At 46.1% G+C, this 26431-nt stretch carries 20 protein-coding genes and 2 pseudogenes; 7 read left to right on the forward strand and 15 right to left on the reverse strand.

Annotation, left to right across the window (positions count from 1 at the left end):
- Positions 1–14: 14 nt before the first annotated feature.
- From KT99_RS23560 to glnA, 7 genes and pseudogenes are all read right to left on the reverse strand, one after another.
- A pseudogene (locus KT99_RS23560) lies at positions 15–739 on the reverse strand (IS630 family transposase).
- Positions 740–1109: 370 nt separating this feature from the next.
- Positions 1110–2519, reverse strand: a complete 1410-nt coding sequence (gene glnG / locus KT99_RS10405; RefSeq protein ID WP_005499760.1) for a nitrogen regulation protein NR(I) — start codon at positions 2517–2519, stop codon at positions 1110–1112.
- A 70-nt stretch (positions 2520–2589) separates the two neighbouring features.
- Positions 2590–3633, reverse strand: a complete 1044-nt coding sequence (glnL, locus tag KT99_RS10410) for a nitrogen regulation protein NR(II) (RefSeq protein ID WP_040571861.1) — start codon at positions 3631–3633, stop codon at positions 2590–2592.
- Between the two features lie 120 nt (positions 3634–3753).
- On the reverse strand, positions 3754–4299 hold the full coding sequence (locus KT99_RS10415) for a DUF4124 domain-containing protein (RefSeq protein WP_005499764.1): 546 nt from the start codon (positions 4297–4299) through the stop codon (positions 3754–3756).
- Positions 4300–4579: 280 nt separating this feature from the next.
- Positions 4580–5780, reverse strand: a pseudogene (locus KT99_RS10420) (dicarboxylate/amino acid:cation symporter).
- Between the two features lie 134 nt (positions 5781–5914).
- Positions 5915–8077: a carbohydrate-binding protein gene (locus KT99_RS10425; protein WP_040571871.1), complete on the reverse strand. Its 2163-nt coding sequence runs from the start codon at positions 8075–8077 to the stop codon at positions 5915–5917.
- 212 nt (positions 8078–8289) lie between these two features.
- A complete protein-coding gene (gene glnA / locus KT99_RS10430) occupies positions 8290–9699 on the reverse strand; it encodes a glutamate--ammonia ligase (protein WP_005499768.1) in 1410 nt (469 codons plus the stop codon).
- Positions 9700–10075: 376 nt separating this feature from the next.
- On the opposite strand from glnA, the gene typA reads away from it, so the two are divergent.
- The 3 genes from typA (at position 10076) to KT99_RS10450 (ending at position 15811) form a co-directional block, all read left to right on the forward strand.
- Complete coding sequence (gene typA, locus KT99_RS10435; protein ID WP_086017591.1) at positions 10076–11887, forward strand: translational GTPase TypA; 1812 nt, start codon at positions 10076–10078, stop codon at positions 11885–11887.
- 519 nt (positions 11888–12406) lie between these two features.
- On the forward strand, positions 12407–13354 hold the full coding sequence (locus KT99_RS10445) for an IS1595-like element ISSbe1 family transposase (protein WP_005499772.1): 948 nt from the start codon (positions 12407–12409) through the stop codon (positions 13352–13354).
- Positions 13355–14170: 816 nt separating this feature from the next.
- Positions 14171–15811, forward strand: a complete 1641-nt coding sequence (locus KT99_RS10450; RefSeq protein WP_005499774.1) for a DUF4041 domain-containing protein — start codon at positions 14171–14173, stop codon at positions 15809–15811.
- A 650-nt stretch (positions 15812–16461) separates the two neighbouring features.
- Here KT99_RS10450 and KT99_RS10455 read toward each other — a convergent pair.
- The 3 genes from KT99_RS10455 to KT99_RS10465 form a co-directional block, all read right to left on the reverse strand.
- Positions 16462–17676, reverse strand: a complete 1215-nt coding sequence (locus tag KT99_RS10455; RefSeq protein WP_005499776.1) for a 4Fe-4S binding protein — start codon at positions 17674–17676, stop codon at positions 16462–16464.
- A gap of 285 nt (positions 17677–17961) precedes the next feature.
- On the reverse strand, positions 17962–18609 hold the full coding sequence (locus KT99_RS10460; protein ID WP_005499778.1) for a DUF2959 domain-containing protein: 648 nt from the start codon (positions 18607–18609) through the stop codon (positions 17962–17964).
- Positions 18610–18663: 54 nt separating this feature from the next.
- Positions 18664–18891 (reverse strand): hypothetical protein, encoded by a 228-nt coding sequence (locus tag KT99_RS10465; RefSeq protein ID WP_005499780.1) that lies wholly within the window; start codon positions 18889–18891, stop codon positions 18664–18666.
- Between the two features lie 162 nt (positions 18892–19053).
- Between KT99_RS10465 and KT99_RS10470 the strand changes: the two genes are divergently transcribed.
- From KT99_RS10470 to dtd, 4 genes are all read left to right on the forward strand, one after another.
- Entirely contained in the window at positions 19054–19998 is a 945-nt protein-coding gene (locus KT99_RS10470) for a virulence factor BrkB family protein (RefSeq protein ID WP_005499781.1), read from the forward strand.
- Complete coding sequence (locus KT99_RS10475; RefSeq protein WP_005499783.1) at positions 19995–20939, forward strand: alpha/beta fold hydrolase; 945 nt, start codon at positions 19995–19997, stop codon at positions 20937–20939. The genes KT99_RS10470 and KT99_RS10475 overlap by 4 nt, the downstream gene beginning before the upstream one ends.
- A gap of 4 nt (positions 20940–20943) precedes the next feature.
- Positions 20944–21513: a hypothetical protein gene (locus KT99_RS10480; protein ID WP_005499785.1), complete on the forward strand. Its 570-nt coding sequence runs from the start codon at positions 20944–20946 to the stop codon at positions 21511–21513.
- 67 nt (positions 21514–21580) lie between these two features.
- Entirely contained in the window at positions 21581–22018 is a 438-nt protein-coding gene (gene dtd, locus KT99_RS10485; RefSeq protein ID WP_005499786.1) for a D-aminoacyl-tRNA deacylase, read from the forward strand.
- Positions 22019–22024: 6 nt separating this feature from the next.
- On the opposite strand, the gene KT99_RS10490 is transcribed toward dtd, so the two are convergent.
- From KT99_RS10490 to KT99_RS10510, 5 genes are all read right to left on the reverse strand, one after another.
- Positions 22025–22618, reverse strand: coding sequence for a 2OG-Fe(II) oxygenase (locus KT99_RS10490; protein WP_005499788.1), 594 nt, complete (start codon positions 22616–22618; stop codon positions 22025–22027).
- A 100-nt stretch (positions 22619–22718) separates the two neighbouring features.
- Positions 22719–23954: a beta-ketoacyl-ACP synthase gene (locus KT99_RS10495; protein WP_005499792.1), complete on the reverse strand. Its 1236-nt coding sequence runs from the start codon at positions 23952–23954 to the stop codon at positions 22719–22721.
- Positions 23954–24688: a 3-ketoacyl-ACP reductase FabG2 gene (locus KT99_RS10500; protein WP_005499793.1), complete on the reverse strand. Its 735-nt coding sequence runs from the start codon at positions 24686–24688 to the stop codon at positions 23954–23956. Before KT99_RS10500 ends, KT99_RS10495 begins: the two co-directional genes overlap by 1 nt.
- Positions 24685–25185, reverse strand: a complete 501-nt coding sequence (locus tag KT99_RS10505) for a hotdog family protein (RefSeq protein WP_050774346.1) — start codon at positions 25183–25185, stop codon at positions 24685–24687. The genes KT99_RS10500 and KT99_RS10505 overlap by 4 nt, the downstream gene beginning before the upstream one ends.
- Positions 25186–25188: 3 nt before the next feature.
- Positions 25189–26397, reverse strand: coding sequence for a beta-ketoacyl-[acyl-carrier-protein] synthase family protein (locus KT99_RS10510; RefSeq protein WP_005499796.1), 1209 nt, complete (start codon positions 26395–26397; stop codon positions 25189–25191).
- Between the last annotated feature and the right edge of the window lie 34 nt (positions 26398–26431).

Raw genomic sequence — 26431 nt, forward strand, 5'->3', positions numbered from 1 at the left:
ACCAATCTGGAAAATTAACTGGTCATATTCGCCCAATCCCTAGAACACATTTTTGTCACTCTTTCAGCACTCTCGGTGAAAGTGTTCCAGGCTTCACAAACACTATCAACAATGTCTTCATAATTTTTGAAAACTCGATTGGCAAGGCAGTGCTGGCGCATCCAGCTCCACACTTGTTCGATCGAATTAAGCTCAGGTGAATAAGGGGGTAATTTGATGAGGCTGACATTATTGAATTCATCTGCAATGCCATCGGTATGCAGCCAGCACCATCCATAATAACGACTGCATGTCTGTCTGCTTCTGTGACTTCCGAGATCTGTCTCAAGTGCAGGATCATGGCTTCTTTACTCGTCCATGGAACCACTGTTGCTTGGCCTATACCTCTGCTTGGACATACTGAACCAAATAGGTATGAATATGTGCCCCGGTTAATCTACCACCTTGAGCGCTACTTGCTCTTTTTTCTATGTAGTCAGCCAGTTGCGCTCGTTGTTTAGTGCTAATAAATGTGGGTACTACCAGTACGTGGTTTCTCTTGTAAGCCTGCTAGGCCTTCTGTTAAATAGACATGTACCCACTTGTTGACACTGGTTCTACTCACTTTTAAAAATTGAGAAATTTGAGTCCGAGACTTTCCATCTTGAAAGTGAGCGAGTGCAAGTAAGCGCATCTTCATTTGAATGGATGTCTGGCTACGAGCAAGAGCATTGAAATCTGTATTTTTAAAATTATCCATGAATACAAATGAAGAAGATATGATCACAATTAGATCATATTTTTACTTAGAATGGTATAAGGTGGCTTTTTTGTACAGGAAGTACTTATCCTTGAACGCCAAGGATGGCGTAGTATAGATTTTATTTCCCATATCCAATTTCAAGGTAGGCAGGTGGCTTATCCACTTAAGCATGTACGTGCAATGCCTACTCCCGATGTCGCCCCGCCGCTGAGCGGGGTTCCCAGTTCACAGCGACTATGTCGCTTCTCGCTACAAAGCCGTTGAATGCTGCATACTGCAGACTCAAAACATCAGTTTCTTGCCTATGCTCTAGGTATAAAAAAGCCTACTTTTATAAGTAGGCTTGAGTCATTTTTGCGAGAGATTGTTAATCTATCGAGAGTTCTTTGAGCTTGCGGGTGAGGGTATTACGCCCCCAGCCTAGTCGCTTGGCGGCTTCCTGTTTGTGCCCATTGGTATGGGCCAGTGCGGTTTCGAGTAATATGCGCTCGAATGCAGGTTGGACTTCGGTGAGGAGATTATTTTCACCAGCACAGAGTCGCTCATCAATCCAAAGTTTCAATGATTCTTGCCAATTCGATGGATCTGCGGATGATTGATTTCTAGTTTGATTTTGCTCCTTGAGTAACTCAGGAGGGAGATCTTGAGGTAATATCTCCTGTCCCGATGCCATGACCATGAGCCAGCGACAAGTATTTTCCAATTGACGGACATTACCCGGCCAAGGAAGTTCTGAGAGTTTTTCGGCAGTCTCTGCTGTTAGAACTTTAGGTTCGACAGCTATCTCTTTGGCGGCTGATGAAAGAAAATGCCTGGCGAGTTGTGGTATGTCCTCTCTTCGTTGTGACAATGGCGGCAGGTGGATCTTAATTACATTAAGCCTATGATACAGATCTTCCCTGAAGCCTCCATTTTGTACTAACTGCTCTAAATCTTGATGGGTTGCGGCTATTATTCTCACATCGACTTGTATCGGAGAGTGACCGCCGACACGATAGAACTGACCATCGGCTAAGACTCTGAGTAATCGGGTTTGAACATCCAGAGGCATGTCACCAATTTCATCCAGAAAGAGTGTGCCACCATTAGCCTGTTCGAATCTGCCCTGCCTCACTCCAGCGGCACCAGTAAAGGCGCCCTTTTCATGGCCAAAGAGTTCAGATTCGATCAGATCTTTGGGGATGGCTGCCATATTGATGGCGATAAAGGGTTTATTTTTTCGTGGGCTGTGTTTGTGCAGAGCGCTGGCGACGAGTTCTTTACCTGTGCCTGACTGTCCGTTGATGAGTACGCTAATAGAAGATCGTGATAAACGACCTATCGCTCGAAAGACCTCCTGCATAGCCGGTGCTTCACCAATAATTTCAGGGGCTTTAACTTGTATCTCTGCTACCGTATTGATAGTTTGGTCTGTAGAGTGAGTTAATGCTCGTTCGACTAAGGTTACGGCTTCATCGATATCGAATGGTTTAGGTAGGTATTCGAAGGCCCCCGCCTGATATGCACTCACAGCACTATCTAGATCCGAATGAGCGGTCATTATGATGACCGGGATATTAGGATAATGAATTTGAAGCCTCTCTAATAAAGAGAGTCCATCTGTACCTGGCATGCGGATATCGGAGATGATCACCTTAGGCTGTGATAATTCCAGTGCCTCCCATAGAGACTCAGCCGCGGCAAAGCTTGCTGAGGAGATCTTCGCGCCCTTCAATGCTCTTTCTACGACCCAACGAATAGAGCTGTCGTCATCGAGTACCCAAACTTGCTCCGTCATACTGCTCTCCCGTGATGCTATTCAAATTTTATTGGTGTCGTGCTTGTTGTCATCTTTTTACAGCTGTCTTTTATGTGGTCTTTATTGGCAGTAAAATTGTAAACTCGGTTTCTCCAGGCTTCGACTGACAATCTATTCTGCCACCATGCAATCTGGCAAAGTTATGGGATATGGACAAACCTAAGCCTGAGCCTTGAGCCCTACCTGTCACCATAGGATAAAACAAGGTATCCATGAGCTCAGGTTTGATGCCTGGACCATTGTCAATAATAGACAAGGCAATCACGATTTTATGCCTCTGGGTGCCAATAGTGACTTGGTGTTGGGTGCGTGTCTTTATGGTTATATTGCCACCAATACCTTCCAAGGCCTGCACCGCATTTTGCACAATATTAAGCACAGCTTGCTGAAGCTGTTCCGGATCCATATTGATATCTGGAATTGAAGGGTCGTAGTCTTGCTTGAATTGGATGTTTTCCGGTAGCGTCATGGTGACAAGTGTAAGCACTTTTTGAATCACTTGATGAATATTTTGCAATGTATGTTGGCTGGGCTTCTGTGGTCCAAGCAAGCGATCGACCAAATTTCTTAATCTATCGGCCTGCTCGATAATCATATCGGTGAATTCATGTAATTCGGGATCATGTAACTCACGTGAAAGCAGTTGTGCCGCCCCCCTAAGTCCACCTAATGGATTTTTAATTTCGTGTGCTAAATTACGCACTAGATATTGTGCTGCCTGCTGTTGGGCATCGAGAGCCAGTTGCTGATGGATGCGGCGTTGCTGATCTACCTGTCTCAGTTCTAGCAGAGCTAAACCTTGCTCATGCTCCAATGGGGTCAAGGTAATATCCACAATATGATGTTGGTTATCCAATGTCACTAGAGGTGCGGTACTGATGGTTAACCCTTGGTTATCCCTTATTGCATTGCTGAGTATTTGTGTGCTTACGCCTAACACTTGAAAATTATCTGCAAGGGAATGCTCAGTTAAACGATGGGTGCTGACGCCTAATAGCTGCTCCGCAGCGGCATTGGCATAACACAGTCTAAGATCAACATCTATGACCATTACGGCGGTAATAAGGTTGTTTAGCAGGTGTTTTAGATCCATTTGGACTCCAAGCAAATTAGATGCACCATCACAATGCACCATTTTGGTGCGTCGCGCAATACCCTTCACTGAGTTGACTACCCATATAAATAATATAACTATATGAAATCAAAAGATTTATTAGTGGTCGCCTGGTGAAAGTGTAGGTGTTGCCTGACGACGAATGATAGCTCTGTGAAGAAATATCTTTCTTGGTGGTGTTGACGCAAGTTGTTTGCCGTTTTGTGCAACAGCCTTGATAACAAAGCTATGCTCGCCTCTGTCGATATCTTTGAGGCTAAATACAGGGCTGGTTTGTGGGGGGCCGACTATAACGCCATCCATCAGAAGAACCAATACATGTTTGGCCTCTAAATTCGGGGAAATCCGAGCCATAATCGTTATCTTGCCTTGGTTATTCCAAATGGTTTCCTCTTCGTCGGGAGAGGTGATACTCAAGTTATATTGAGTTGATGAATCCTGATCGTCATTGCTAGTTGAAGAATTAGCCTTAAATGCCTGCAATTTTATCTGGTTTTGAGTATTGCTCTTAAACTCGACGGTTTCAGCGTTTTCGATGGGTTTATCCGAATAATGTATCTTGCCGTCTTTATCGACCCACTTATAAACCGTGGCTTGGGTGAAGAGGGTAAAAAACAACAGAAAAATAGTAAGGGAGAAGCGCATAGAAGTTCCTTTGTTACATATTTGTATGCTCTTCAAGATTAGCTTTTTTTCAGTTAAAAATCAGAAGTAAATCATTTTGCGCCTATTCATCCCTATGCAATATCTAAGCTAAAGTCATATGTTCATTTTGATATTTAAAGTGGTCGTTAGCTGGTAAAAATAAAGTACTGACCAGATAGTGCTGACGACGTGATCTGGGATTCATTCGTGTCGTGAGCCTATTACTTTGAATCCGGCTCCCCAAGCTTTGGACTACAATGGTGTGCTACGAAGCTAACTCTTATTGATAGCGCTTGCCATTGAGCCGCTCGATGATCTGTGTCGCATTGAGATCGTGGATCACGTTGATTAAGGTCGCTGGTGCATCGGTAACTGCGCCGATTATCACTAGGATAGGAATGACTTCAATAGGCAGGCCAAGAGTGGTGACAATAAAAATCTCCCCTAAAAATGCGCCACCGGGCACGCCACCTATAACGAAGGCAGACAAAACCGAAATCAAAATCGTGATGGCAAATACATCCGGGGTGAACTCTAAGCCTAGTAGTGAATAGATGAAGACGATTTTAAGTGCGGTGGTCATCGAGGCGCCGCCCTTGTTTAAATTGACCAGTAGCGGTAAACAGATATCGACAATTTCTTCTCTGATCTCCATCTTACCCGCAGCACGGATATTGACCGGAAGGGTGGCCAGCGAAGAGCTGGTGCCCAATGCGGTAACCGAAGGTTCGATAGCATGTTTCCAGAACTGAGCAACCCCCTTAACGCCACCTCCAAGCCAGGCATAGAAAGTGGAGCCTACGGTGAAATAAGCGATGGCAGCGATGAAAAATAGGCCTATAGCGCGGGCAAATGTACCGAGTAGATGTGTATCCTGACTCGCCATAGTCGAGGCAAAGTAGGCGCCTAAGCCTACAGGGGCGGCGACCATAAGAATGGCAACAATCTTCATGATGACAGTATTAAGGCTGTCGAGCATGCGGGAGACTCTTACCCCCATCTTCACCGGATTGACCAATGGCAATACCTGAAATCACCGACATAATAATGAGGGCTAATATATTCGATTTTGAGAGTAAACCGACGAAATCATTAGTGGTAAGCAGTCCTACAAAGTCCATGTTGCCTGGGCCGGTTTCGACGCTCTGATGAAGGTCCAATATGACACCTTGAGCTGGGTCAAAAGCCAGTGCTAACCCGACTATGGACAGTGCGGGAATAATTGCCATTACAATCGATACCAGCAATATAGTGACTAGAATAACACCGAGATTTTTCAAATCTGTCATGCGCGCAATTGATGAGGTCACGCTGATGGCGACGAGTGGCACGATTATCATAAACAGCAAGTTAAGGAAGATTTGCCCTATAGGTTTGAGTCTAAGGGCAAACTCGGGGGCGAAGACTCCGACACAACCACCGATAAGCAGAGCCGACAGTAAAATGATGGACGAGCGATAGGGTTCAAGTTTTTGCCACATACAATAGTCCCATTAATTATGTCAGATCACCGACTTACCGTGAGCTAGAGGCGCCAAACTATATAATACCATTTCATATAAGTATCTGGTCAGTTCAGAGACTTACTCGGAATGGTATAACTCATTGCTCGTGGCTAACGTCCTCTCCTGCCTTCTCTCATCATGCCGTGTTGCCGGGCATTGCGAGAACGATTTAGTCCTTCACGATCTAAGTGACGATTATTCATCTGCTGACTGACATTATTCGGTCTGGCTGGCATAGTCGTAGGCATGCTGATATCTCTATTACTTAAACCTGTATCGATTTGCTGGCGGACCTCTGGCGTGGGAGTCCAACTGCCTCTGTCACGGCTCTGCCATTGCCCCTCGTTATCTCGAGCCAGGTTACCATTCTTGTCGGCAAAGACATTATTGGCACGATCAGCATTATGAGTCGCTTGCTTAAACTTATTATTGAGCTTAGCAGGATCGGCATTACGCTTTCGGTTCTCCGGGTGATTATAGAGGCTATTTCTATTCACTCGATTGCCTGAGATATGGTTATTTTTAACCAGCTTATTGGAGATGTTGGTTCGGTTACCTATGCTGATGCTATTACCAATATTAATGTCACCTGTGTTGATCACCACAGGTCGGCGATAGCCACCACCATAGTAACCGCCGCAGCAGCGACCCGGATAGTAGTGGTTACCCCAGCCTGCATTCCAGCCAACACCTACACTGAAGAAGCCATTACTCCAACTGACGCCGACATTCCATCCAGTCCATGGGTTGTAACCCACATGTAGCCCCCAAGTCGGTGGACGCGGGTAGTAGTATCTACCCCAGTAAGGAGGGTAATACCAGCCAGTGCCGTAGACGGGCACACCGTAGTATGGATAGGACCACATATAACCTGGGGTGTATCCTACGTAAACGATCTCAGGTGTGGAATCATAGATTTCTACATAGGTGGTGTTGTAGACAGGCGAGCTGGGGGGGATCTTGGCTAACTCTTCAGTGGGGATTTTATCCGCGACTTTCCATGGGCCATTTGCCGAGCTGGCGGTGAACCAAACGCCGTTGTCGACCGCGTAATATTGGTCATTAATCTTCAAAACCTGAGTACCGGTGTTAACGGCATAAGCCACCTTAGTACCAGGAATGGATTCGAATTTAGGCTCACCATCATAGGTAACGTTAAGTTTTGCCTCGCTACGTTTAATAGCCGCGGTTTGTGGGATCTGTGCATCTAGCATAGCCTGATCGGCTTCCGATGTGCCGGCGACTGAGACTCTTAAGCCGCCGATATCAGACTCTGGCGGGATATCATTAAAGCTGGCGGGCAGCTTATCGGCGCGGACAAATATCCAGGGACCCGCCTCTTTCTTCGCTTTAAACCAGCGTCCGGAGAGGAGTAGATACATGTCACCAGTCGTTGTCTCTCTTATCCATGCCGTCTCTGTATTACTGACATAAAGTAGCTTGCCTTGAGTTAGGCTCTTCCACTCAGGCTTTCCGTCGGTTGCCACCAGCTCGCTGGGTTCATCGACGGCTATCACAGCCGGAGCCTTGCTAGCCTTAGCGCTTGCTTGCTCGGATGAGGGTATCATCTTCACCAGATCTGCTGGCGGATACTGGGTAATCTGCCAGGGTCCCATTGGCTTATCCGCGACGTACCAGAATGTACCACTGCTGAGATACACCTTGTTAGTCTTAGTATTGCGCGCAACAGCGAAAGGCGTATTTAACGCACGTTCATAGGGGCTGTTTTCTATCTCCCTAAATTGAGGGCGGCCATCATACGAGAGTAAAACGCTGAGCTGCTGACGAAAAAGAATATTTGGGGCATCATTTTTAATCGCTTGTAGGCTTTTCTTTTCTTGTTTGGCATTGGCAAGACTGGCGGATAGTTTGTCCATAGATATCTCGAAGCTGCTTGCAGCCAAAGCTTTCTCTACGACTTGGGTAAACCTTTGTTCGTCAGCTTGTGTCGAATCTGGCCACCTTACTCGGGTGACTCTTACATTTCTGACTGTCGCGCTGTCATTATCGGTATCGATACGTGCACTGAACCAGAACGCTCCGAATATGGGGTCCTCTGTGTCGATAAGCTCGAGTGACATAGCCGCTCGCCCCTGAAGGATATTACCGGAAAGAGATTCGGGTTGCGGTTGGTAAACAACAATAGTCCCTTCCTTGTTAGTGACTTCCTGAGGCCATTCTATGGTGCTGGCGTTGACATTGAATGTCCCTATGGAGAGGAAAGCAATAGCGATGAAGATAAGGCGTAAACAAGTTGAGATTTTGGCAGGCATGACAGTTCCTTCTATCTGAGACTGATCACAAGCTAACATAATTGCTCAATTTAGAAGCTATTTTTATTCTTTTTAGGTAGTGAGATTACTCTCGAGATCCAATGAAGCGGGATGTAGGAATAAAGCTAGTGGCAAGAAAAAGGCCCTAAACAAGATGTTTAGGGCCTTAAAAACTCGCTGTTTAACTTACAGCTATGGATACATCATTGAGATTATAAGCTGTAGTAAAGCTCGAATTCGACAGGGTGAGTGGTTTGATTAACACGCTCGACATCTTCAGTCTTCAGCGTGATATATGAATCGATGAAATCGTTACTGAATACTTCGCCGCGAGTCAGGAATTCACGATCCGCATCCAGACATTCCAGTGCATTCTCAAGTGAAGTTGCCACTGTTGGAATTTCAGCAGCCTCTTCAGGAGGCAGGTCATATAGATCTTTGTCCATGGCTTCACCCGGGTGGATCTTGTTCTGGATACCGTCGAGGCCAGCCATCAGCATAGCCGAGAATGCCAGATATGGGTTAGCCATTGGGTCACCGAATCTTATTTCGATACGACGTCCCTTAGGGCTTGGAACCAAAGGTATACGAATCGAAGCACTGCGGTTAGCCGCAGAGTATGCCAACATTACCGGTGCTTCGAAATGTGGAATTAGGCGCTTGTATGAGTTGGTGGCTGGGTTAGAGAAAGCGTTAATCGCACGTGCATGCTTGATGATGCCACCGATAAAATAGATAGCCAACTCGCTTAATCCGCCGTATTTATCGCCGGCGAATAGGTTGGTGCCATCTTTGGCCAGCGAGATATGCACGTGCATACCGCTACCATTGTCGCCAACGATAGGTTTAGGCATAAAGGTGGCTGTCTTGCCGTAGACATGGGCGACGTTATGAACGACATATTTAAGCACCTGAACTTCGTCGGCCTTGAGCGTTAGTGTGTTGAAGCGAGTCGCGATCTCGTTCTGACCGGCCGTCGCAACTTCATGGTGATGAGCCTCGACAACCTGACCCATCTCCTCGAGGATAAGACACATAGCGCTACGGATATCTTGTGAAGAATCGACCGGAGGCACAGGGAAGTATCCGCCCTTAACGCCGGGTCTGTGGCCCGTGTTACCACCTTCGTAGCTGGTTCCTGAGTTCCAGCTGGCTTCTTCGGCGTCTAGCTTATAGAAACAGCCGGACATATCGGCGCCATATTTAACATCGTCGAACAGGAAAAACTCTGGTTCTGGACCGACCAGGACGGTATCTGCTATACCGGTAGAACGCAGGTACTCTTCGGCTTTCTTGGCGATAGAGCGTGGGTCACGGTTATAACCTGTCATGGTGCCAGGATTGAGAATATCGCAACGTATATTAGCCGTGGTATCTGCGGTGAAAGGATCCAGTACGAAGCTTTCAGGATCTGGCATCAACACCATGTCTGATTCGTTGATTCCCTTCCAACCATTAATAGATGAACCATCGAACATCTTGCCGTCTTCAAAAAAGTCTTCATCGACCTGATGCGCAGGGATTGAGACGTGCTGTTCTTTACCACGGGTATCGGTAAAGCGTAGATCAACAAACTTAACTTCTAATTCTTTGAGTTGTTGTAAAACTGATTCAGCTGACATTCTAAGTCTCCGAGTAGGGTAAAGGCTAAGCCCTTATTTATTTCTAAAATTATATTAGCGCTTCTTATGCGATTCTGACTTTTAATATGCTAGACTCGTGCCAAAAGCGTAAGGTTATGATTTTCAATAAAACAGAAGCGGCATGCTGCCCACAGATATGAAAGTATGCACTATTATGGTGCGTCAACTGGTCGATTTTGGTGCGATCACCATGATGGTGCGAAGGCAGACAAAACATACTATTCATAGCTGACTAAAAAATAATCCTGTGCGAGAGCACTTGGCTAGAGTAGAATGACACGTTTTTTATTGCAACAGCTATTATTAAGGCTGTTACAAATATCCCACTATATTATAGATGGTAAGAGGTTTATCAGTGTTAGAGAATTTACGTAACATCGCCATTATTGCACACGTGGACCATGGTAAAACTACCTTGGTAGACAAGTTGCTGTCGCAGTCTGGAACCCTTCAGACCCGAGGAGAAGCCACTGAGCGGGTGATGGATTCAAACGATATTGAAAAGGAACGTGGAATCACGATTCTTGCCAAGAACACTGCCATCATGTGGAACGATTACCGTATCAACATCGTGGATACTCCAGGTCACGCCGATTTCGGTGGTGAAGTTGAGCGCGTTCTTTCTATGGTTGATTCAGTATTGCTTCTTGTCGATGCCGTTGACGGTCCAATGCCGCAGACTCGCTTTGTAACTAAGAAAGCTTTCGCCCTAGGTCTTAAGCCTATCGTGGTTATCAACAAGATTGACCGCCCTGGCGCGCGTCCTGATTGGGTTATCGATCAAGTCTTCGACCTGTTCGACAACCTAGGCGCTACCGATGATCAGCTAGATTTCCCAATCGTTTATGCTTCTGCATTGAACGGTTATGCTGGTCTGGATCCTGAAGTCTCTGGAGGTGACATGACGCCATTGTTCGAGACTATCGTCGAAAAAGTTGCTGCACCCAATGCTGATGCAGAAGGTGATCTACAGATGCAGATCTCCCAGATCGATCACAACAACTATGTGGGCGTTATCGGTATCGGTCGCATCAAGCGCGGCAGTGTTAAGACTAACCAGCAGGTCACTATCATCAGTGCCGACGGTAAGAAGCGTAACGGTAAAATTGGCCAGGTATTAGGTTACATGGGTCTTGAGCGTAACGAAGTCGAAGTCGGTAATGCCGGTGACATCGTGGCTATCACGGGTCTGGGTCAACTACTTATCTCAGATACTGTCTGTGCTACTACTAACGTAGAGGCATTGGAACCACTGTCTGTCGATGAGCCTACTCTGACTATGACCTTCCAGGTCAACACCTCTCCGTTCGCCGGTAAAGAAGGTAAGTACGTGACTTCACGTAACATCCTTGACCGTCTGCAGCAGGAACTAGTACACAACGTAGCACTACGTGTGGAAGAGACTGAAAGCCCGGATCGTTTCCGTGTTTCTGGTCGTGGTGAGCTTCACCTGTCAATTCTGATCGAAAACATGCGTCGTGAAGGTTACGAGCTAGCCGTTTCTCGTCCAGAAGTTATCGTTAAAGAGATCGATGGCGAGATGTGTGAGCCATTCGAAAACTTGACTGTTGACATTGAAGAGCAGCATCAAGGTTCTGTTATCGAGAAGCTGGGGATCCGTAAAGCTGACATGCGTGACATGCAGTTAGACGGTAAGGGTCGCGTACGTATCGACTTCATCATTCCAAGCCGTGGCTTGATTGGTTTCCAAACTGATTTCATGACAGCGACTTCTGGTTCCGGCCTTATTTACCATTCATTCGACCATTACGGTCCAGTGAAAGGCGGTGATATCGGTCAGCGTGCTCGTGGCGTATTGATCTCTAACGCTACCGGTAAAGCACTGACTTTCGCTCTGTTTAACCTTCAAGCTCGTGGTCGTCTATTTATCGGTCACGCCGCAGAAGTTTATGAAGGTCAGGTTATCGGTCTTCATGCTCGCGCAAATGATTTAACAGTTAACTGTTTGAAAGGTAAGCAGCTGACTAACATGCGTGCATCGGGTACCGATGAGGCGCAAGTACTGACTACGCCAATCACGATGACACTCGAGCAGGCGCTTGAATTTATCGATGATGATGAGTTGGTAGAAGTTACGCCGTTGAACATTCGTGTTCGTAAGCGTTACTTGACCGAGAACGAGCGTAAGCGTCATAACCGTAAGTAATGTATTTGAGTTACTTATGTTAGTCGAAACCTAAGGTTTCGAGTTTCGTAAGAAAAGCCCTGAGCATGAAAATGCTCAGGGCTTTTCTGTATATGGATATACTTATCCCCGGAGTACAGGATGTACTAGGAGGGGATTGTGTTGGCCTCAAATTAGGCCAAGTGGAATTTGGCTGTATTGTTATTTGGCAATGTTGCGAATGCCATTACTTCATGGTTATCTATCACCTGCCGTGGGTGCTGTACAGGATGTACGAATGTCGTGATCACATGGATGTGAATGAACGACCTTAAGTGAAAACACTTCTATGACACGGCGCCCTCTCTATTGACGGAAAGGGTCCCTATAGCCTCTGCGACATCAAATAACCTCCATGTTTAAGAGCCAGTTCGATAAAATATGTCTATATACAAATGCCAGTTCAGCTTTCATGCTTCTCGTTCATGAGCTTACCTGATTACCCACTATCGTCAGCCATTGTTATACTGTAAGTAATCCCAGTTGTGTTTGAGGTGCAAAATGGCCAAAAACAAAGTGCAGTTCCAAAAAGGGTATAGCTTAATTGAGCTATTTAAAAACTACGGCTCAGAAGAACAATGCTCCGCCGCCTTGTTCAACTGGAAGTGGCCACATGGCTTTCAATGCCCGGATTGTGGGTCTTCAAAATACTGCTCGTTAAAAAGCAGAAAACTTTATCAATGCAATCATTGTCACCACCAAACTTCTCTGACCAGCAATACGATTTTTGCCAGTACTAAACTTCCATTGCAAACGTGGTTTATTGCCATCTATCTGATAACACAATCAAAGACTGGTTTATCAGCATTAGCGTTAAAAAGGCAAATTGGCGTTTCGTACAACACTGCCTGGAAAGTAAAGCAAAAAATCATGCAGGTCATGAAGGAACGTGATGATACTAAGCCACTATCTGGCATAGTCCAGCTCGATGATGTGTATTGGGGTGGCGAACAGCATGGAGGTAAACCGGGAAGAGGTTCCAGCAACAAAACACCTTTCGTAGTAGCCATATCGTTGACCGATGATGGCCAGCCATTACACATGAATATGAATGTTGTGAATGGTTTTAAGACCCAAGAAATAAAGAACTGGGCAGATATGCATCTATCAGATGGGTGCACTGTAGTATCGGACGGATTGGCGTGTTTTCGAGCAGTGACAAAGTCCCACTGTGCTCACGTTAGTCTTGTTACTGGAGGAGGGGCGAGTTGTGTAGAGATTGAAGCTTTTCGTTGGGTCAATACAATGATAGGTAATGTTAAAATGTCCCTGCACGGTGCTTACCACTCGATTAGCGCCGAGCATCTACCGCGATATCTTGGCGAGTTTTGTTATCGGTTCAATCGGCGTTTTAATCTAACTGAATTATTGCCACGATTTATGAGTGTGGCAGTTAGAACGCCACCTATGCCATATAGACTGTTAAAGATGGCTGAGCCTCATGGGTAATCAGGTGAGCTTATGGCTTTGCCATATTCACCCTATCTCTCGCTCGGAGAGTTTCATGCTGTGAAATCTCGCCTTGCTGTCGAAGGTCACAGCCGCGTTTGCACTAGAGTATTTACTTCTTCGATTTCAGCTCTACTGGTTTGTAACTTGTTTCTGTCGGATAGGCGACACCTGTTACCCAGCACCCTACATCGCAGCTAAAACAGGTTAGAACCAAGAGTTTCGGCCTTCCTTCACCCGCTTCCGCTTACTTATGTAAGCTTCATATTCGGGGTCGTAAGTCGTAAGGTGTCGTTGCACTCCTCAGGAAGAACACCCTCTCACGATTCAGTTCCCGTCCAATGGACTTCGTTACATTGTCAGACTCGCTGCTTTATTCAGAGTCTTAGGGTTAGGGGATGTATGGCAACCTGACACGTACTAACTCTGGCTGCAACAGCCCTAGTTTGGGGGAAACGACAGACCTTCTGACTGCCAGATTAAGGGCGGAGAATAAAGTTTACACTGACCCCACTTGTTACCACTTGTTAGCGCTTAATCCACAACGGTCATCGAATTCGAGTAGGGTGGTAAATCGATGAGAAAACTGGCGAAATCCGATCACTTAGGGTAAAAATAGAAGATAAAGAGAAAAGATGATTTAGGTGATCGGATTAAGCCGAAATGAGTGATTCGCAATCACGGGAATATGCACATGAATTAGAAGAGTATTTGTTTAAAATGAATAATATAAGATTACATATTAGTCAAAATAATAGTTAGTTTCTTTTTTGGTGATTTGAAGCTACGTCATAAGTTGAATACAAGGATATTTTGATGGGACAAGACGGCTCAGGAAGCACAATTGCAGTAATAATTACTCTTTTAATATTTTTTATACCTCTTCTTTTTGCGTGGCTATCAAAGCGAAAACGCAAAAAAGTTGAAGCTGAGCTTGAGGAAAGTAAGTCAAAGCTAAATGCTGCCGAGAAAAAAGTAGAAGAACTAAATGATAAATATAGCCCTATTATTGATATGGAGTTACATATTCAGCAACTACTTGATGAGGCAAAAGAAGTATCCGCATCGAACATTTTCCAATCAGAGATTATTCTAGGTAAAGCAGAGGCTAAAGCTAAAGAGCTTTCAATTACAAGTTATTCGAAAGCCAAAGACCTGGTTACTGATGCAGAGTTAGAAGTAGTTAATATAAAATCAGAATCTAAAGAATTAAATGCTAAAGCGAACCAAAAGTTAAAGGATATTAAGGACAAAGTAGTTGTTTTAACAAACGAAGCTCATGAAGAAGCAAATCGTATTATTGAGTTAGCAAAAGTTCAGGCACAAGAAATTGCTGGCGATGCATATGATGCTAAGTTAAAAGCAGACTCATATGAATCTGCAATTCGAGCTATGAAAAATACAATTGAAGGATATAAGGATGATTACATCATCCCTAATCATTCAGTATTAGATGACTTAGCGGAAGAGTTCAGTTTTAAAGATGCAGGAGAGCAGTTAAAGCAAGCTCGTAAGCGTGTAAAAGATATGGTTAAGCAAGGGCATGCTGGTGATTGTGACTATGTTGAAACACACAGAAAGACTTACGCAATTCATTTTGCTGTGGATGCATTCAATGGGAAAGTTGATTCAGCATTAGCCAAAGTCAAGCATGATAATTTCGGTAAAATCAAACAAGAAATCACTGATGCTTTTGCTTTGGTAAACCACAACGGGGCACCTTTTAGAAATGCTCGAATTAATCAAACTTTTTTAGATGCTCGTCAAGAAGAATTAAAATGGGCTGTTTCTACACATGAATTACGCCAAATTGAATTGGCAGAACAACGTGAGATAAAGCAACAGATTCGTGAAGAAGAGAAAGCACGAAAAGAAATGGAAAAGGCAATTAAAGAGGCTGAAAAAGAAGAACGTTTGATTCAGAAAGCCTTAGAAAAATCTAGAGCTGAGTTAGCTAATGCCAATGAAGAACAACGCATAGAGTTTGAAGCACAGCTAGCTGAATTAGAAGGTAAATTAGAAGAAGCAGAAGAAAGAGGGCAACGAGCACTATCTATGGCACAGCAGACGCGACGTGGTCATGTTTATGTAATTAGTAATGTTGGTAGCTTTGGTGAGAATGTATTTAAAATTGGTATGACTAGACGATTAGAACCGTTGGATCGAGTGAAAGAGCTTGGTGATGCATCAGTACCATTTTCTTTTGATGTTCATGCCATGTTGTATAGTGAGGATGCACCAGCTCTAGAAAAAGATTTACATCGACGCTTTAATCGCGAATCAGTAAATAAAGTGAATCCGAGAAAAGAATTTTTCCGAACATCTCTAGCTGAAATTAAACAAGTAGTAAATAACCAAGGTATTACTGATGTTCATTGGACAATGAAAGCAGAAGCAGCAGAGTACAGAGAGTCTCTTGCTATTGAAGCCGCACAACAAGAAGAAAATGTGGCTTAATGAACGAAGGGGTCGTAGCGAATTAGGTAGGTCTCATGATTCAAAATTGTTTATAGGTAAGGTTAAATAACCTTCTTTTGAATCACACAGTGTAGATGCGGCTGCGAGCTTCGATGATACGGTGAGGTTTCACGGCGTGAAATTCTTCGAACGAGAGACAGGATGTCGAACTGGCATTTAAACATGGAAGTTGTTTGAAACCGCAGAGCCCACAGGGCCAATTTTGTTCCATACAAAATTTGGCATTTCCTCCATCCCTGGAGGTCAGATGTACTCGAATGATATCTTATCTAAAAGCCAGTTCGGTAAAATATGCCCCTATAAAAATGCCAGTTCGGCATCTAAGCCTCTTGTTCATAAGCACATGGCTACGCTATAGCAGAACCCTCTCGCAATTAAAGAGTGCACTTAAGCACGCTGCAGGCGATAGATAGCAATGAAATTATGACCTTCAATGACATATTTCAACAGCAAAGGACACTGGATTCCGGCTCAAAAGATCTGCCGGAATGACGAAAAGTAAAAACCAAAACAAAATGAACCAAGGTAAAAATGTATTAAGCCTTCATTCGAAGGCTAACAAGCTTTGTGGTAGAGAGCAGAAGTATCTGCATATAAGGTCCTAGAATCTAGGACCTATAAGCTGATTTTTAATGTCCAATCGATTTCAGATGCTGTATCAGATAGATACGATCTTCATCCGGTGTTTGGCTATGCCAAAACCCGCCAACGTAGGCGCCTAATGGGATGAGGAACATGATGAGTAACAGGATTATGGTTAATCCCCTTGCGGATAGCTTAATCCCATTGCGGGTGCTGAAGTGTAGGGCTTCCTTCTTGGGGCAGGCCGATACGCAGCGCATGCAGGCCTGACATTCGTCGGAGCGAATATTCTTCTGCGTGTGAACTGAAATATTGGCCGGGCAGGCGCGGGTACATTTGTCGCAGTTCATTCCCTTAGACTCGATCAGGCAGTGTTGTGTGCTTCTGCGTATCTTAAACGGGCTCAGGAAGCTGATTAAACCTAATAAGGCACCATAAGGGCAGATGTAGCGGCAGAAGCCCTGACGTCGCCACGCAGCGAGACCTAAGATGAAGGCAAAGCAGACTAAGGTCACTAACCCCGGGGTGATGAAGAACAGACCCATCTTGAGATCGGCTATCTTGTGGTAGTTTCCCTCAAGATAGTGCGGAATAGACTGAGGCGGCATGCCGATGATGATGTAGAGCAATGCGGCTAACAGCAGGTATTTGAGCATACGAAGGGGCCAGTCTAACCAGGCTGGTGGTAGCATCTCATTCTTAATGAAGTGTTTTCTTAGCTTATACAAGTATTCCCCCGCGAGCCCCAGGGGGCAGGCCCAACCACAGAAGGCGCGTTTGCATAGCAGTCCAGTCAGCAAGACCACGGCTAACATCACTGCAGCGGCTGGATGAGTCTGATCCCATAGGCCTAGAGTCAGTATGGCCTTGAGTTCTATGCCTCCGGCGATGGGTAAAAAGGCGTCGCCGACATCTGGCCTCATTAGCCAAGGCGTGATGCCAGCTTTTAATAATGCCGTGTTTATCGCAAATTGAACTCCGACTAACAACATAGACAGTGCCAGTAGATGTTGAATTGCATCTCGCAGGCTATTTATCCTCTGTTCACCTCTGGCTAGCTCAGGTTTAAATTTAGTGAGCAGGAAGATTGAAGATGCTGCGATAGCACTCGCGAGCATCAAGGGCCAATACAGTGAGCTTATACAGGCGCCAATAGCCAGGATAATAGTGGTCAAGGCTCCCGATTTTTTTCCACTCCAATAAAGTAAGCTTGCGCTATAGGCGAGTGCAAGCATTAAGGTTAATGATTCTACAAAGGTCATAATGATCTGATATGAGTGACAAGGTGTATCAGTCAGAGGCTTGAGGCGGAAGTAAGTTCTTCACATAACACGCTTTTGTGTATTACCTCTAAATAACAGCGGGTGTTTAGGGCTAGGCTAGGAGCTGTATCACAAACTTATGATTGAGTGGCTTGTGTATATTGATATTTGGGGTAGGGAAGAAAAATCGAGTACGTAACATCGACAAAAAGACCCTGAGCATAGATGCTCAGGGTCTTTTTGTGTTGTTTGATTTTCTAGTTTCTAGTTTCTAGTTTCTAGAACCTAGTTTTCTTCCATGGCGGCAATAAACTTATTCGATGCTTCGATAGACTTATTCATCTCTTTGATCAGGCCTGAAATATCGGTCTTCAGGCTAGCAAACTCACCCTTGATGGCTCCGATCGCTTGGGCATTCAAGTTATGCTTCAGATAAAGCATATTGTCTTTCATTGCGGTTAAAACCGGTGCCATCTTACTTTCGGCGCGCTTCATGGTACGAACTAACTGCTGGTACGAACGCTGAGTCTCACGCAACTTACTCTCACTGCTACGGCGTAGGCTGGCCTTGCTTATTTCACCTATTTCGCTTTGCCATTCATCGAATAGAGCATCGGCTACATCTTCCACTTTTTCGATGCGGTTGCTGACGTCATCGGCTGCATCTTGAGATGATTCATATTCATCCTTGGCCTTGTTGTAAGCCGTCTGCAGATCACCACCATCGTGGTTAATCAGGGCCTGCATCTCGACCAGTGCCGAGCTGAACTGCTTCTGTGCCTCTTGCTGAGACTCTCTGGCATCCTCTATTCGGTCGACCATGATGTCACGCTTGTGATAACCCACTTTCTCCATGGCACCATAATAGGCACTCTGACAGCCCGTCAGGAGTAAGCTGGTGGCCACGATGGCAATTGATATGTATCTGTTCATTTTTGGATTGTCCTTGTCCATAACTGGAAACTGAGTTCGGCCAAATGTAAACGATTAATCGGCTTTGAATCGTGCGGCGTCAATGATGCACCAAAGGTGCAATGGCAACGCGACAATTAAGAATATGCCAAAAGTGAAAGTGGCAATGCCGTATGAAATATATGTAGCGAGACAAAAGATTATTGCAGCGATTATGCGTCCCTGAACGAGTTGTCCTAAGCCTGCGAAAAAAAAGCTGGCGATAGCGGCAATTACGTTGCCTGCCGATCCTGGTTGTGACATCTATTTATTCCTTACACTTGTCAATCTTAGGTTATAAGCTTTATTGTACGAATATACGTATTTAATACCAAGTCTTCAAATCAACAAAATCAAGAGATCGCAGTGATAAATAAGATAGATGGAACACATTTTCGTACCTTGGGGCTAAGCATTTGGCATTTCATGGTACATCTAAAACAGAGATTAGCGGAAGATCAGATCAATATTCGTGCGGGACATTTAGCCTATGTCACCTTATTGTCCTTGGTGCCTATGGTGACAGTGACCATGTCTATGTTGTCAGCTTTTCCTGTGTTTAGCGATATTAGGGGCCAGATAGAAAGCTTTATCTATGATAATTTTCTGCCTGCTGCCGGTGACAGTGTTCAGGTCTATATCAATGAATTTGTCGACAATGCCTCCAAGGGAACGGCAGTGGGTATTGCAGCATTGATGGTCGTGGCGATCATGCTGATATCTAATATAGATAAGTCCCTCAACAGTATTTGGCGCACCACGGAGAAGCGCTCCATAGCGGTGTCATTTTCCATGTATTGGATGGTGTTGACCCTTGGCCCGGTATTGATGGGGGCAAGTCTAGTGGCAACGTCCTATGTGGTGTCACTCAAGGTATTCAGTGGTGCAGATATCTCGGGATTTGTGCCCTTATTAGTTGAGCGTTTACCTCTGTTTTTCTCGGTCGCTACCTTTCTGCTCATCTATATGGTTGTGCCCAATACTAAGGTTAAATTTTTTCACGCACTATTAGGGGCGGTTGCTGCGGCACTATTGTTTGAGTTTGGCAAGAAAGGCTTCGCTTTCTATCTGACTGAGTTCCCAAGCTACGAGGCGATATATGGTGCCTTGGCGGTGATTCCTATCCTGTTTGTTTGGGTGTATCTCTCCTGGATTATCGTTTTGATTGGCGCCGAAATAACGGCGGCCTTGCCTGAATATCTCGATAAGAAATTGCCAGCGTCTTCTGAGTCGTCATCTGCTAAAGATGCGATAAAGACCAACATCTCCTATAGCAGCCATATCTTAGAAGTTGAGCCAGAGAAGAAGGACGAACAAAAAATTGCAGATAAAGCGGCAGAGATATCGACAGAGAAAGTGACCAAGCTATGAGGTCCTTACCCACATTTATTCGCCGAGATTGGCTAGATGTGGGTGATGGCCATCAGCTTCATTTGGCGCAATACGGCGATCCAGCGGGTGTCCCCGTGCTATATCTTCATGGTGGGCCTGGGGCGGGTTGTATGAGTGAAGAATTAGCCCTGTTTGATGGCGATAACTGTCATGTGTTGATGTTAGATCAGCGGGGATCAGGGCGGTCTAAGCCTTTGGGTGAGATAGATAAAAATAATATTTTAGCCTTGCTTAAAGATCTGGAAAAAGTACGCCTATGGCTAGGTATTCAGGCCTGGTGCTTAGTTGGGGGCTCCTTTGGTGCCACCTTAGGCATGCTGTACAGTGGTTTGTATCCTGAAAAAGTGCTGTCTCAGGTATATTGGGGGCTGTTTATCCCCAGTGAGGATGGCACAAATTGGCTGTATTCGAATAAGGGTGCAGCCAACTTGTTCGCTGATGAGTACCTGGCATTTACAGCTCTTGCGCCTTTCTGTTCCCATGTAGATCAGTTATTTGCAACATATCGGCTTGGACTGAAGCATAATGATGCCGATACTCGTCATCATTATATCCGTTCTTGGTTAGTCTGGGAGGCGGCACTTGCTATGCCCACAAATGAGGGGGTTAGCTTAGATGCATTTCTGAGTAAAAGTTTAGCCGAAATAGAACTCCACTTTGCGAGTCATCAATACTTTGGAGCTTATTCATTAATGCGAGAAATATCAGTGGGTATTCAGGCTCCAAGCCGTATATTACAGGGGGAGCTGGATTGGGTCTGCCCCACTCAAATAGTCGAAAAATTCTTAACTCAGTTTGGTAATGACTGCATAAATTACTCTGTGATTAAAAGTGGGTATCATGGATTAGCCGATGATAAGATGTTTCGGGAAGTCGTCTATGCCATACGGGAAATGGCAAACAATATTAAGGAAGTATAGATAAATGAAAAAATTGATTATCGCTGGCTTGGCCATCGCATTGAGTGCCTGTGCGGCGACGGAATCTAATGATGGGGCTGCGACGGCCGTTGTGGCGCCTGAGAGTGTCACTTTAGGCGGCATGACGAATGAAGAAGCGACTAAAACCTTATTCGAGGCATTGATCCATAAGAATTATTTGGCGACTATGGTGAGTCCAAATAGGATTGCCCTGCAGTTTGATGATAACCAGTTTTTGCTGCAGCCAAGCATTAACCCGAATGGTATCGATCGTATCATGATGAATCGTTTCTATGCCGTGCATCCCAAACTGAGAGGCAGCAGAGAACTGCTTATTTTAATCGGTACTCTCAATCATAAGCTGAATTTCGCCAAGTTCACTCTCAGAGAGAATGGCGCCGTGATTCAGGTGCAAGGTGCAGCGACCTTCGTCAACACCATAGAGCTGGAAGAGATCAGAAGATTTATGTTGTGGACCGATGAAGGTCTGCGTCAGGTTGGCCTCTCTCTACCCAAAGGCTCGGAGCAGCTAATCAAGCCGATCCCGGTGATGCAGCAATCTCAGTCTTTGTGATCCATTTAAGTTCCTAGTTCCTAGAATCTAGTACCTAGGAACTTCTCAAATAAGAGTAAATTGAAACGTGATAGCCCTAATTCAACGTGTAAAACAGGCCAAGGTCGATGTCGATGGTGAAACGATCGGTGCAATCGATAAAGGTTTATTGGTACTGCTTGGTGTAGAACGTGAAGATGACACGGCTAAAATGGAAAAGTTAGCCACTAAGGTGATGAACTATCGTGTCTTTTCCGATGAAAATGGCAAGATGAATCTAAATCTGCAACAGGTGGGTGGCTCCTTGCTGGTGGTCTCTCAATTTACTCTGGCGGCGGATACCGGGCGTGGCTTGAGGCCGAGTTTCTCCGGGGCGGGCACGCCGGAGCTGGCAAGAGTTCTATATGAAGAGTTTATCGCATTCTGTCGGTCTAAAGGTGTGGCAACTCAGACCGGTGAGTTTGCTGCCGACATGCAGGTGAGTCTGGTCAATGATGGTCCTGTTACCTTTAACCTTACCGTATAGGCTCTGTTATTTTAGCCAACCCGTCACACTAAGCCTTTGTTGATGATTTTCTACCACCTCATGTTCGATGAGATGACTTTTGAAGATGACAGTTTTGCCAAAAATAGGCTCGACCTCGATGACTTCACCGTCGAGGTGCAGCTTTAGCTCACCACCATCTCCCTGTTGCCAGCTGTCATTCAGATAGGTGATAAAAGAAAATTTTCGATTGGAGTCATTCTTGAAGCGATCTAGGTGTTTCTGGTAAAAGGTCCCTTTCTCATAACAGGCGTAATGAAATTCAAAGTCAGAAATTCCGGTGAAGCAGGTTCGGTTCAGATAGCTATAGAAGGCATGTACAGCTTGATAATAAGCCTGTTCACAGGGAACCTTGGAATGGGTGTCGATCCAGGAGATTTTATCAGAGCGGATAAGATCATTGACTGAACTGTTGGCACCATTGCCGATCTCGGCCCGTTTCAACTCTTCCTCGCTGTGCTTATTGAGGAGTTCGGTTTTCAATTCGAATAAGATCTCTGGTTCGATCAGACCATCGACTACCACATAGTCCTTGGTAGCTAACTCATCTATGATGTGTTCGTAAGTTGCAACTGGAGTCATAATTTCTCTTCTAAAATAAATAAGTTACTCATAGATACGAATAGCCCTGATCAATAACTTTAGCCCTAAGTTCAGGTATACACTTATGGCTAAGCCTTATCTAGTTGTCATTCCATCGTTTAAAAATCAGTGAGGTGTTGATGCCACCGAAGGCGAAGTTGTTACTCATCACATGATCTGTGTCGATATGGCGAATTTCATCTCTGATGTAATCTAACTCGCCGCAAGCGGGATCGATCTCGGTCAGGTTTAGTGTTGGCGCGAACCAGCCTTCATTCATCATCTCTATGCTGACCCAGGCTTCTAGTGCACCGCAGGCACCTAAGGTGTGTCCCGTGTAGCTCTTGAGGGAAGAGATTGGCATGTTAGGACCAAACACTGAACTGGTGGCTTGAGTCTCGGCGATATCGCCTCTATCTGTCGCGGTACCATGGGCGCTGACATAGCCGATGGCATCGGGAGCTAATTTGGCATCTTTCAACGCATGTCTGATGGCGATTTCCATGGTGGTCGCATTGGGCTGAGTCACATGCACACCATCAGAGTTAGTACCGAAGCCGACGATCTCGGCATAGATCTTAGCGCCTCTGGACTGAGCATGTTCCAGCTCTTCGAGCACTAAGGTGCAGGCACCTTCACCGATAACCAGACCGTCACGATTCTTATCGAAGGGGCTGGGACTCAACTCAGGTGTGTCATTCTTGGTGCTGGTGGCAAACAGAGTATCGAAGACGACGGCTTCGGTGGCGCATAGCTCCTCGCCGCCGCCGGCAAGCATCAGGTCTTGCTGACCATATTTTATCGATTCATAGGCATAACCTATTCCCTGACTGCTCGAGGTGCAGGCGCTGCTGGTGGTGTGCATCCGGCCCTTGATACCGAAGAACACGCCTACATTGACAGCGGTAGTGTGGGCCATCATGCGAATGTAGCTGGTGGCGGTGATGCCTGACATGTCGCCATCCTTGAGCATGTCGCCGAAGGCTATGATAGGATCTGTACTGCCTGTCGATGAACCATAGGCTATGCCCATGGCGCCGGAACTGACAACAGGGTCATCGAGTAGGTTTGCATCTATGAGAGCGAGCTCACTGGCTCTGGTTGCCATTAAAGAGACACGTCCCATGGAGCGAACCTGTTTACGCGAGTAGTGTGCCGGTTTTTCGAAATCTGTCACTGGGGCCGCTAGGCGGGTGTTGAGACCATCATATCTGTCCCATTCGTCGAAGCGAACCACGCAGTTTTTCTGCGCTTTTAAATTTCTGGCGATAGTCGGCCAGTCCTGGCCTAGGCTGGATATACCCCCTATGCCGGTGATCACTACACGTCTGGACATTAGATCATGCCTCCGTTGACCGAGATAACTTGCCTGGTGATGTAAGCTGCATCTTCAGACATCAAAAACTTAGCGAGTCCCGCGACTTCAGCAGGTTTGCCCATGCGGCGCATAGGCACGATATCTTTGACCATATCTTTGGGGAAATCTGCCACCATATCTGTCTCTATAAGCCCGGGAGCGATGCAGTTTACGGTGATCTTACGTTTAGCCAGCTCAAGAGACAGGGCCTTAGTCGCGCCTATTATGCCAGCCTTAGAGGCGCTGTAATTGACCTGACCTCTGTTACCAGCGATACCGGATACCGATGCCATAGTGATGATGCGGCCGCCTTGGCGAGTCTGGATCATCGGCATTATGGTGGGATGAATTACATTGTAGAAACCATCTAAGTTGGTATGTACCACCTTGTCCCATTCATTTTCTGTCATGGCGGGAAATGCGGTATCACAATTGATCCCCGCATTGAGTATCACGCCATAATAGGCGCCATGCTGCTCGATATCGGCTGTGATAGCTGCTTTGACTCGCTCGCGATGGGCGATATCAAACTGCAGGCAAGAAACTGAGACACCCAGAGCAATAAGCTCGCGTTTCGTCTGTTCGGCTGCTTCTACATTGCTGTGAAAGTGCAGGGCGATATCGAATCCCGCCGCTGCCAACTGTAAGGCTATGGCTTTCCCTATGCCGCGGCTAGAACCTGTGATCAGTACTCTTCTGTTTTTGTTGTTCATTTTTGCTCTTCCTGCTTGCTCTGTGAGATGTAGGTGTCGACATCCTGAGGCTGAAATACATTCACATTCGCTGTAGCGACTAAGGTTTGCCGATGAAATATCTGGCAGTCGAATACCGCCAGTCCGGACTCCTCTTGGTAGAGCCTGGTGACCCGAGTCTGATAACTTTCCCCCAGCCGGTAGTCTGGTATGTGCATCTGCAGCTTACGTGTGCCAAGCAAGAAACCGACGCAGATAATATCGCCACGTGATTTAGCTTCCACACCGGCGAGGGCGGCAATGCTCTGAGCCATATACTCGATACCCACGTAATTCGGTACCCCCTTGAGCTCTGCATCGAAATAGGGGCTGAGCTCGCCGATATCCACCTGGGTCAACAGGCTGTCGGTTTCATAGCTGATGAGGCGATCGATCAAGATCATAGGATCTCTATGGGGGATCACATCTGCAATCGCCATCTGAGATAGTACTTGGGGTGACATCTTTTTCGGACTCATTATTTATTTTTTTCCTCGCGGATTTCTGGCGAGAATGAGGCTGGCGTTACTGCCGCCGAAGGCGAAGGAGTTGCTCATCAAATAGTTAACTTCTGCACTCTGACCTTGGCTGACTAAGGGAAGTGACGGATCTTGTGGATCTTGAATGCCGTCCCATATCTGCGGCGGTAAAGTCTGTCGGCTGCTCTCTTGGCTCAGTAACAGGTAACAGAATGCAGCCTCTATGGCGCCAGCTGCACCTAAGGTGTGGCCCGTGATTGGCTTGGTGGAGCTACAGGGCGGAGGCGTCGAGCCGAATACCTGCTTAATTGCCCTGCTCTCCATGGCGTCATTTTTCGGTGTCGCCGTGCCATGTAGGTTGATGTAGTCGATGTCTTCAGCAGCCAGATTGGCATCTTCCAGTGCCGACTGGATGGCCGCGATGGCGCCGCGTCCTTCGGGATGTGGCGCAGATATGTGGTGGGCGTCACTGGACTCGCCAATACCCGCTAAGATCACACTGCTGCTGTCGTCAGCTGTTAGCTTTTCCAGGGTAAAAAGGGCTGCGCCTTCACCTATGTTGATACCATCCCGGTTAGCGCTGAAGGGTTGGCAGTGACCCTTAGAGACAGACTCCAGTGAGCTAAAACCGTTAAGGGTTAGCTTGCAAAGACTGTCGCCGCCGCCGACGATCACCAGATCGCACAGATCGGCTTGCAATAGGCGTCTGGCACTGGCGAAGACCTTGGTGCTGGATGAGCAGGCGGTGGATACTGTGTAACAAGGGCCGGAGATGTCGAAGTAGTGACGTAAAAAATCACTGCTGTTACCTAGCTCTTGCTGGGAATACAGATATTGTTCAGGAAAGGCCCCGGTTTGTGATCTTATCTTTAGGGCATCTTCACCTGCGCCGATCCCGGATGTGCTGGTACCTATGACAATAGCTATCCTTTGAGGGCCCCAGTCTGCTATTGCCCGAGTGACTCTGTCGGCAATCTGCTCTGCTGCACACAGGAGTAGCCGATTGTTGCGGCAGTCATATTTGGCTAAATGTTCGGCTATCACAGGCAAGTCGAATGTGACCTCCCCCACTAAGGTCTCGGCATCAGGGATGATATCGGTTCGGTTCTTCATCGCGCCGATATCTCCCTGAGAGAGTCGGGATAATACGCTGGCAGCAGTCTTGCCCAGAGGCGTACACAGGCCTAAGTGTGAGATGGCTATTTTAGTCATTGTCTCTATTTATCTTCATTTTTTGATAATGTGG

Origin of the sequence: Shewanella benthica KT99, assembly GCF_000172075.1 — a bacterium.
Taxonomy (GTDB): Bacteria; Pseudomonadota; Gammaproteobacteria; order Enterobacterales; family Shewanellaceae; genus Shewanella; species Shewanella benthica_A.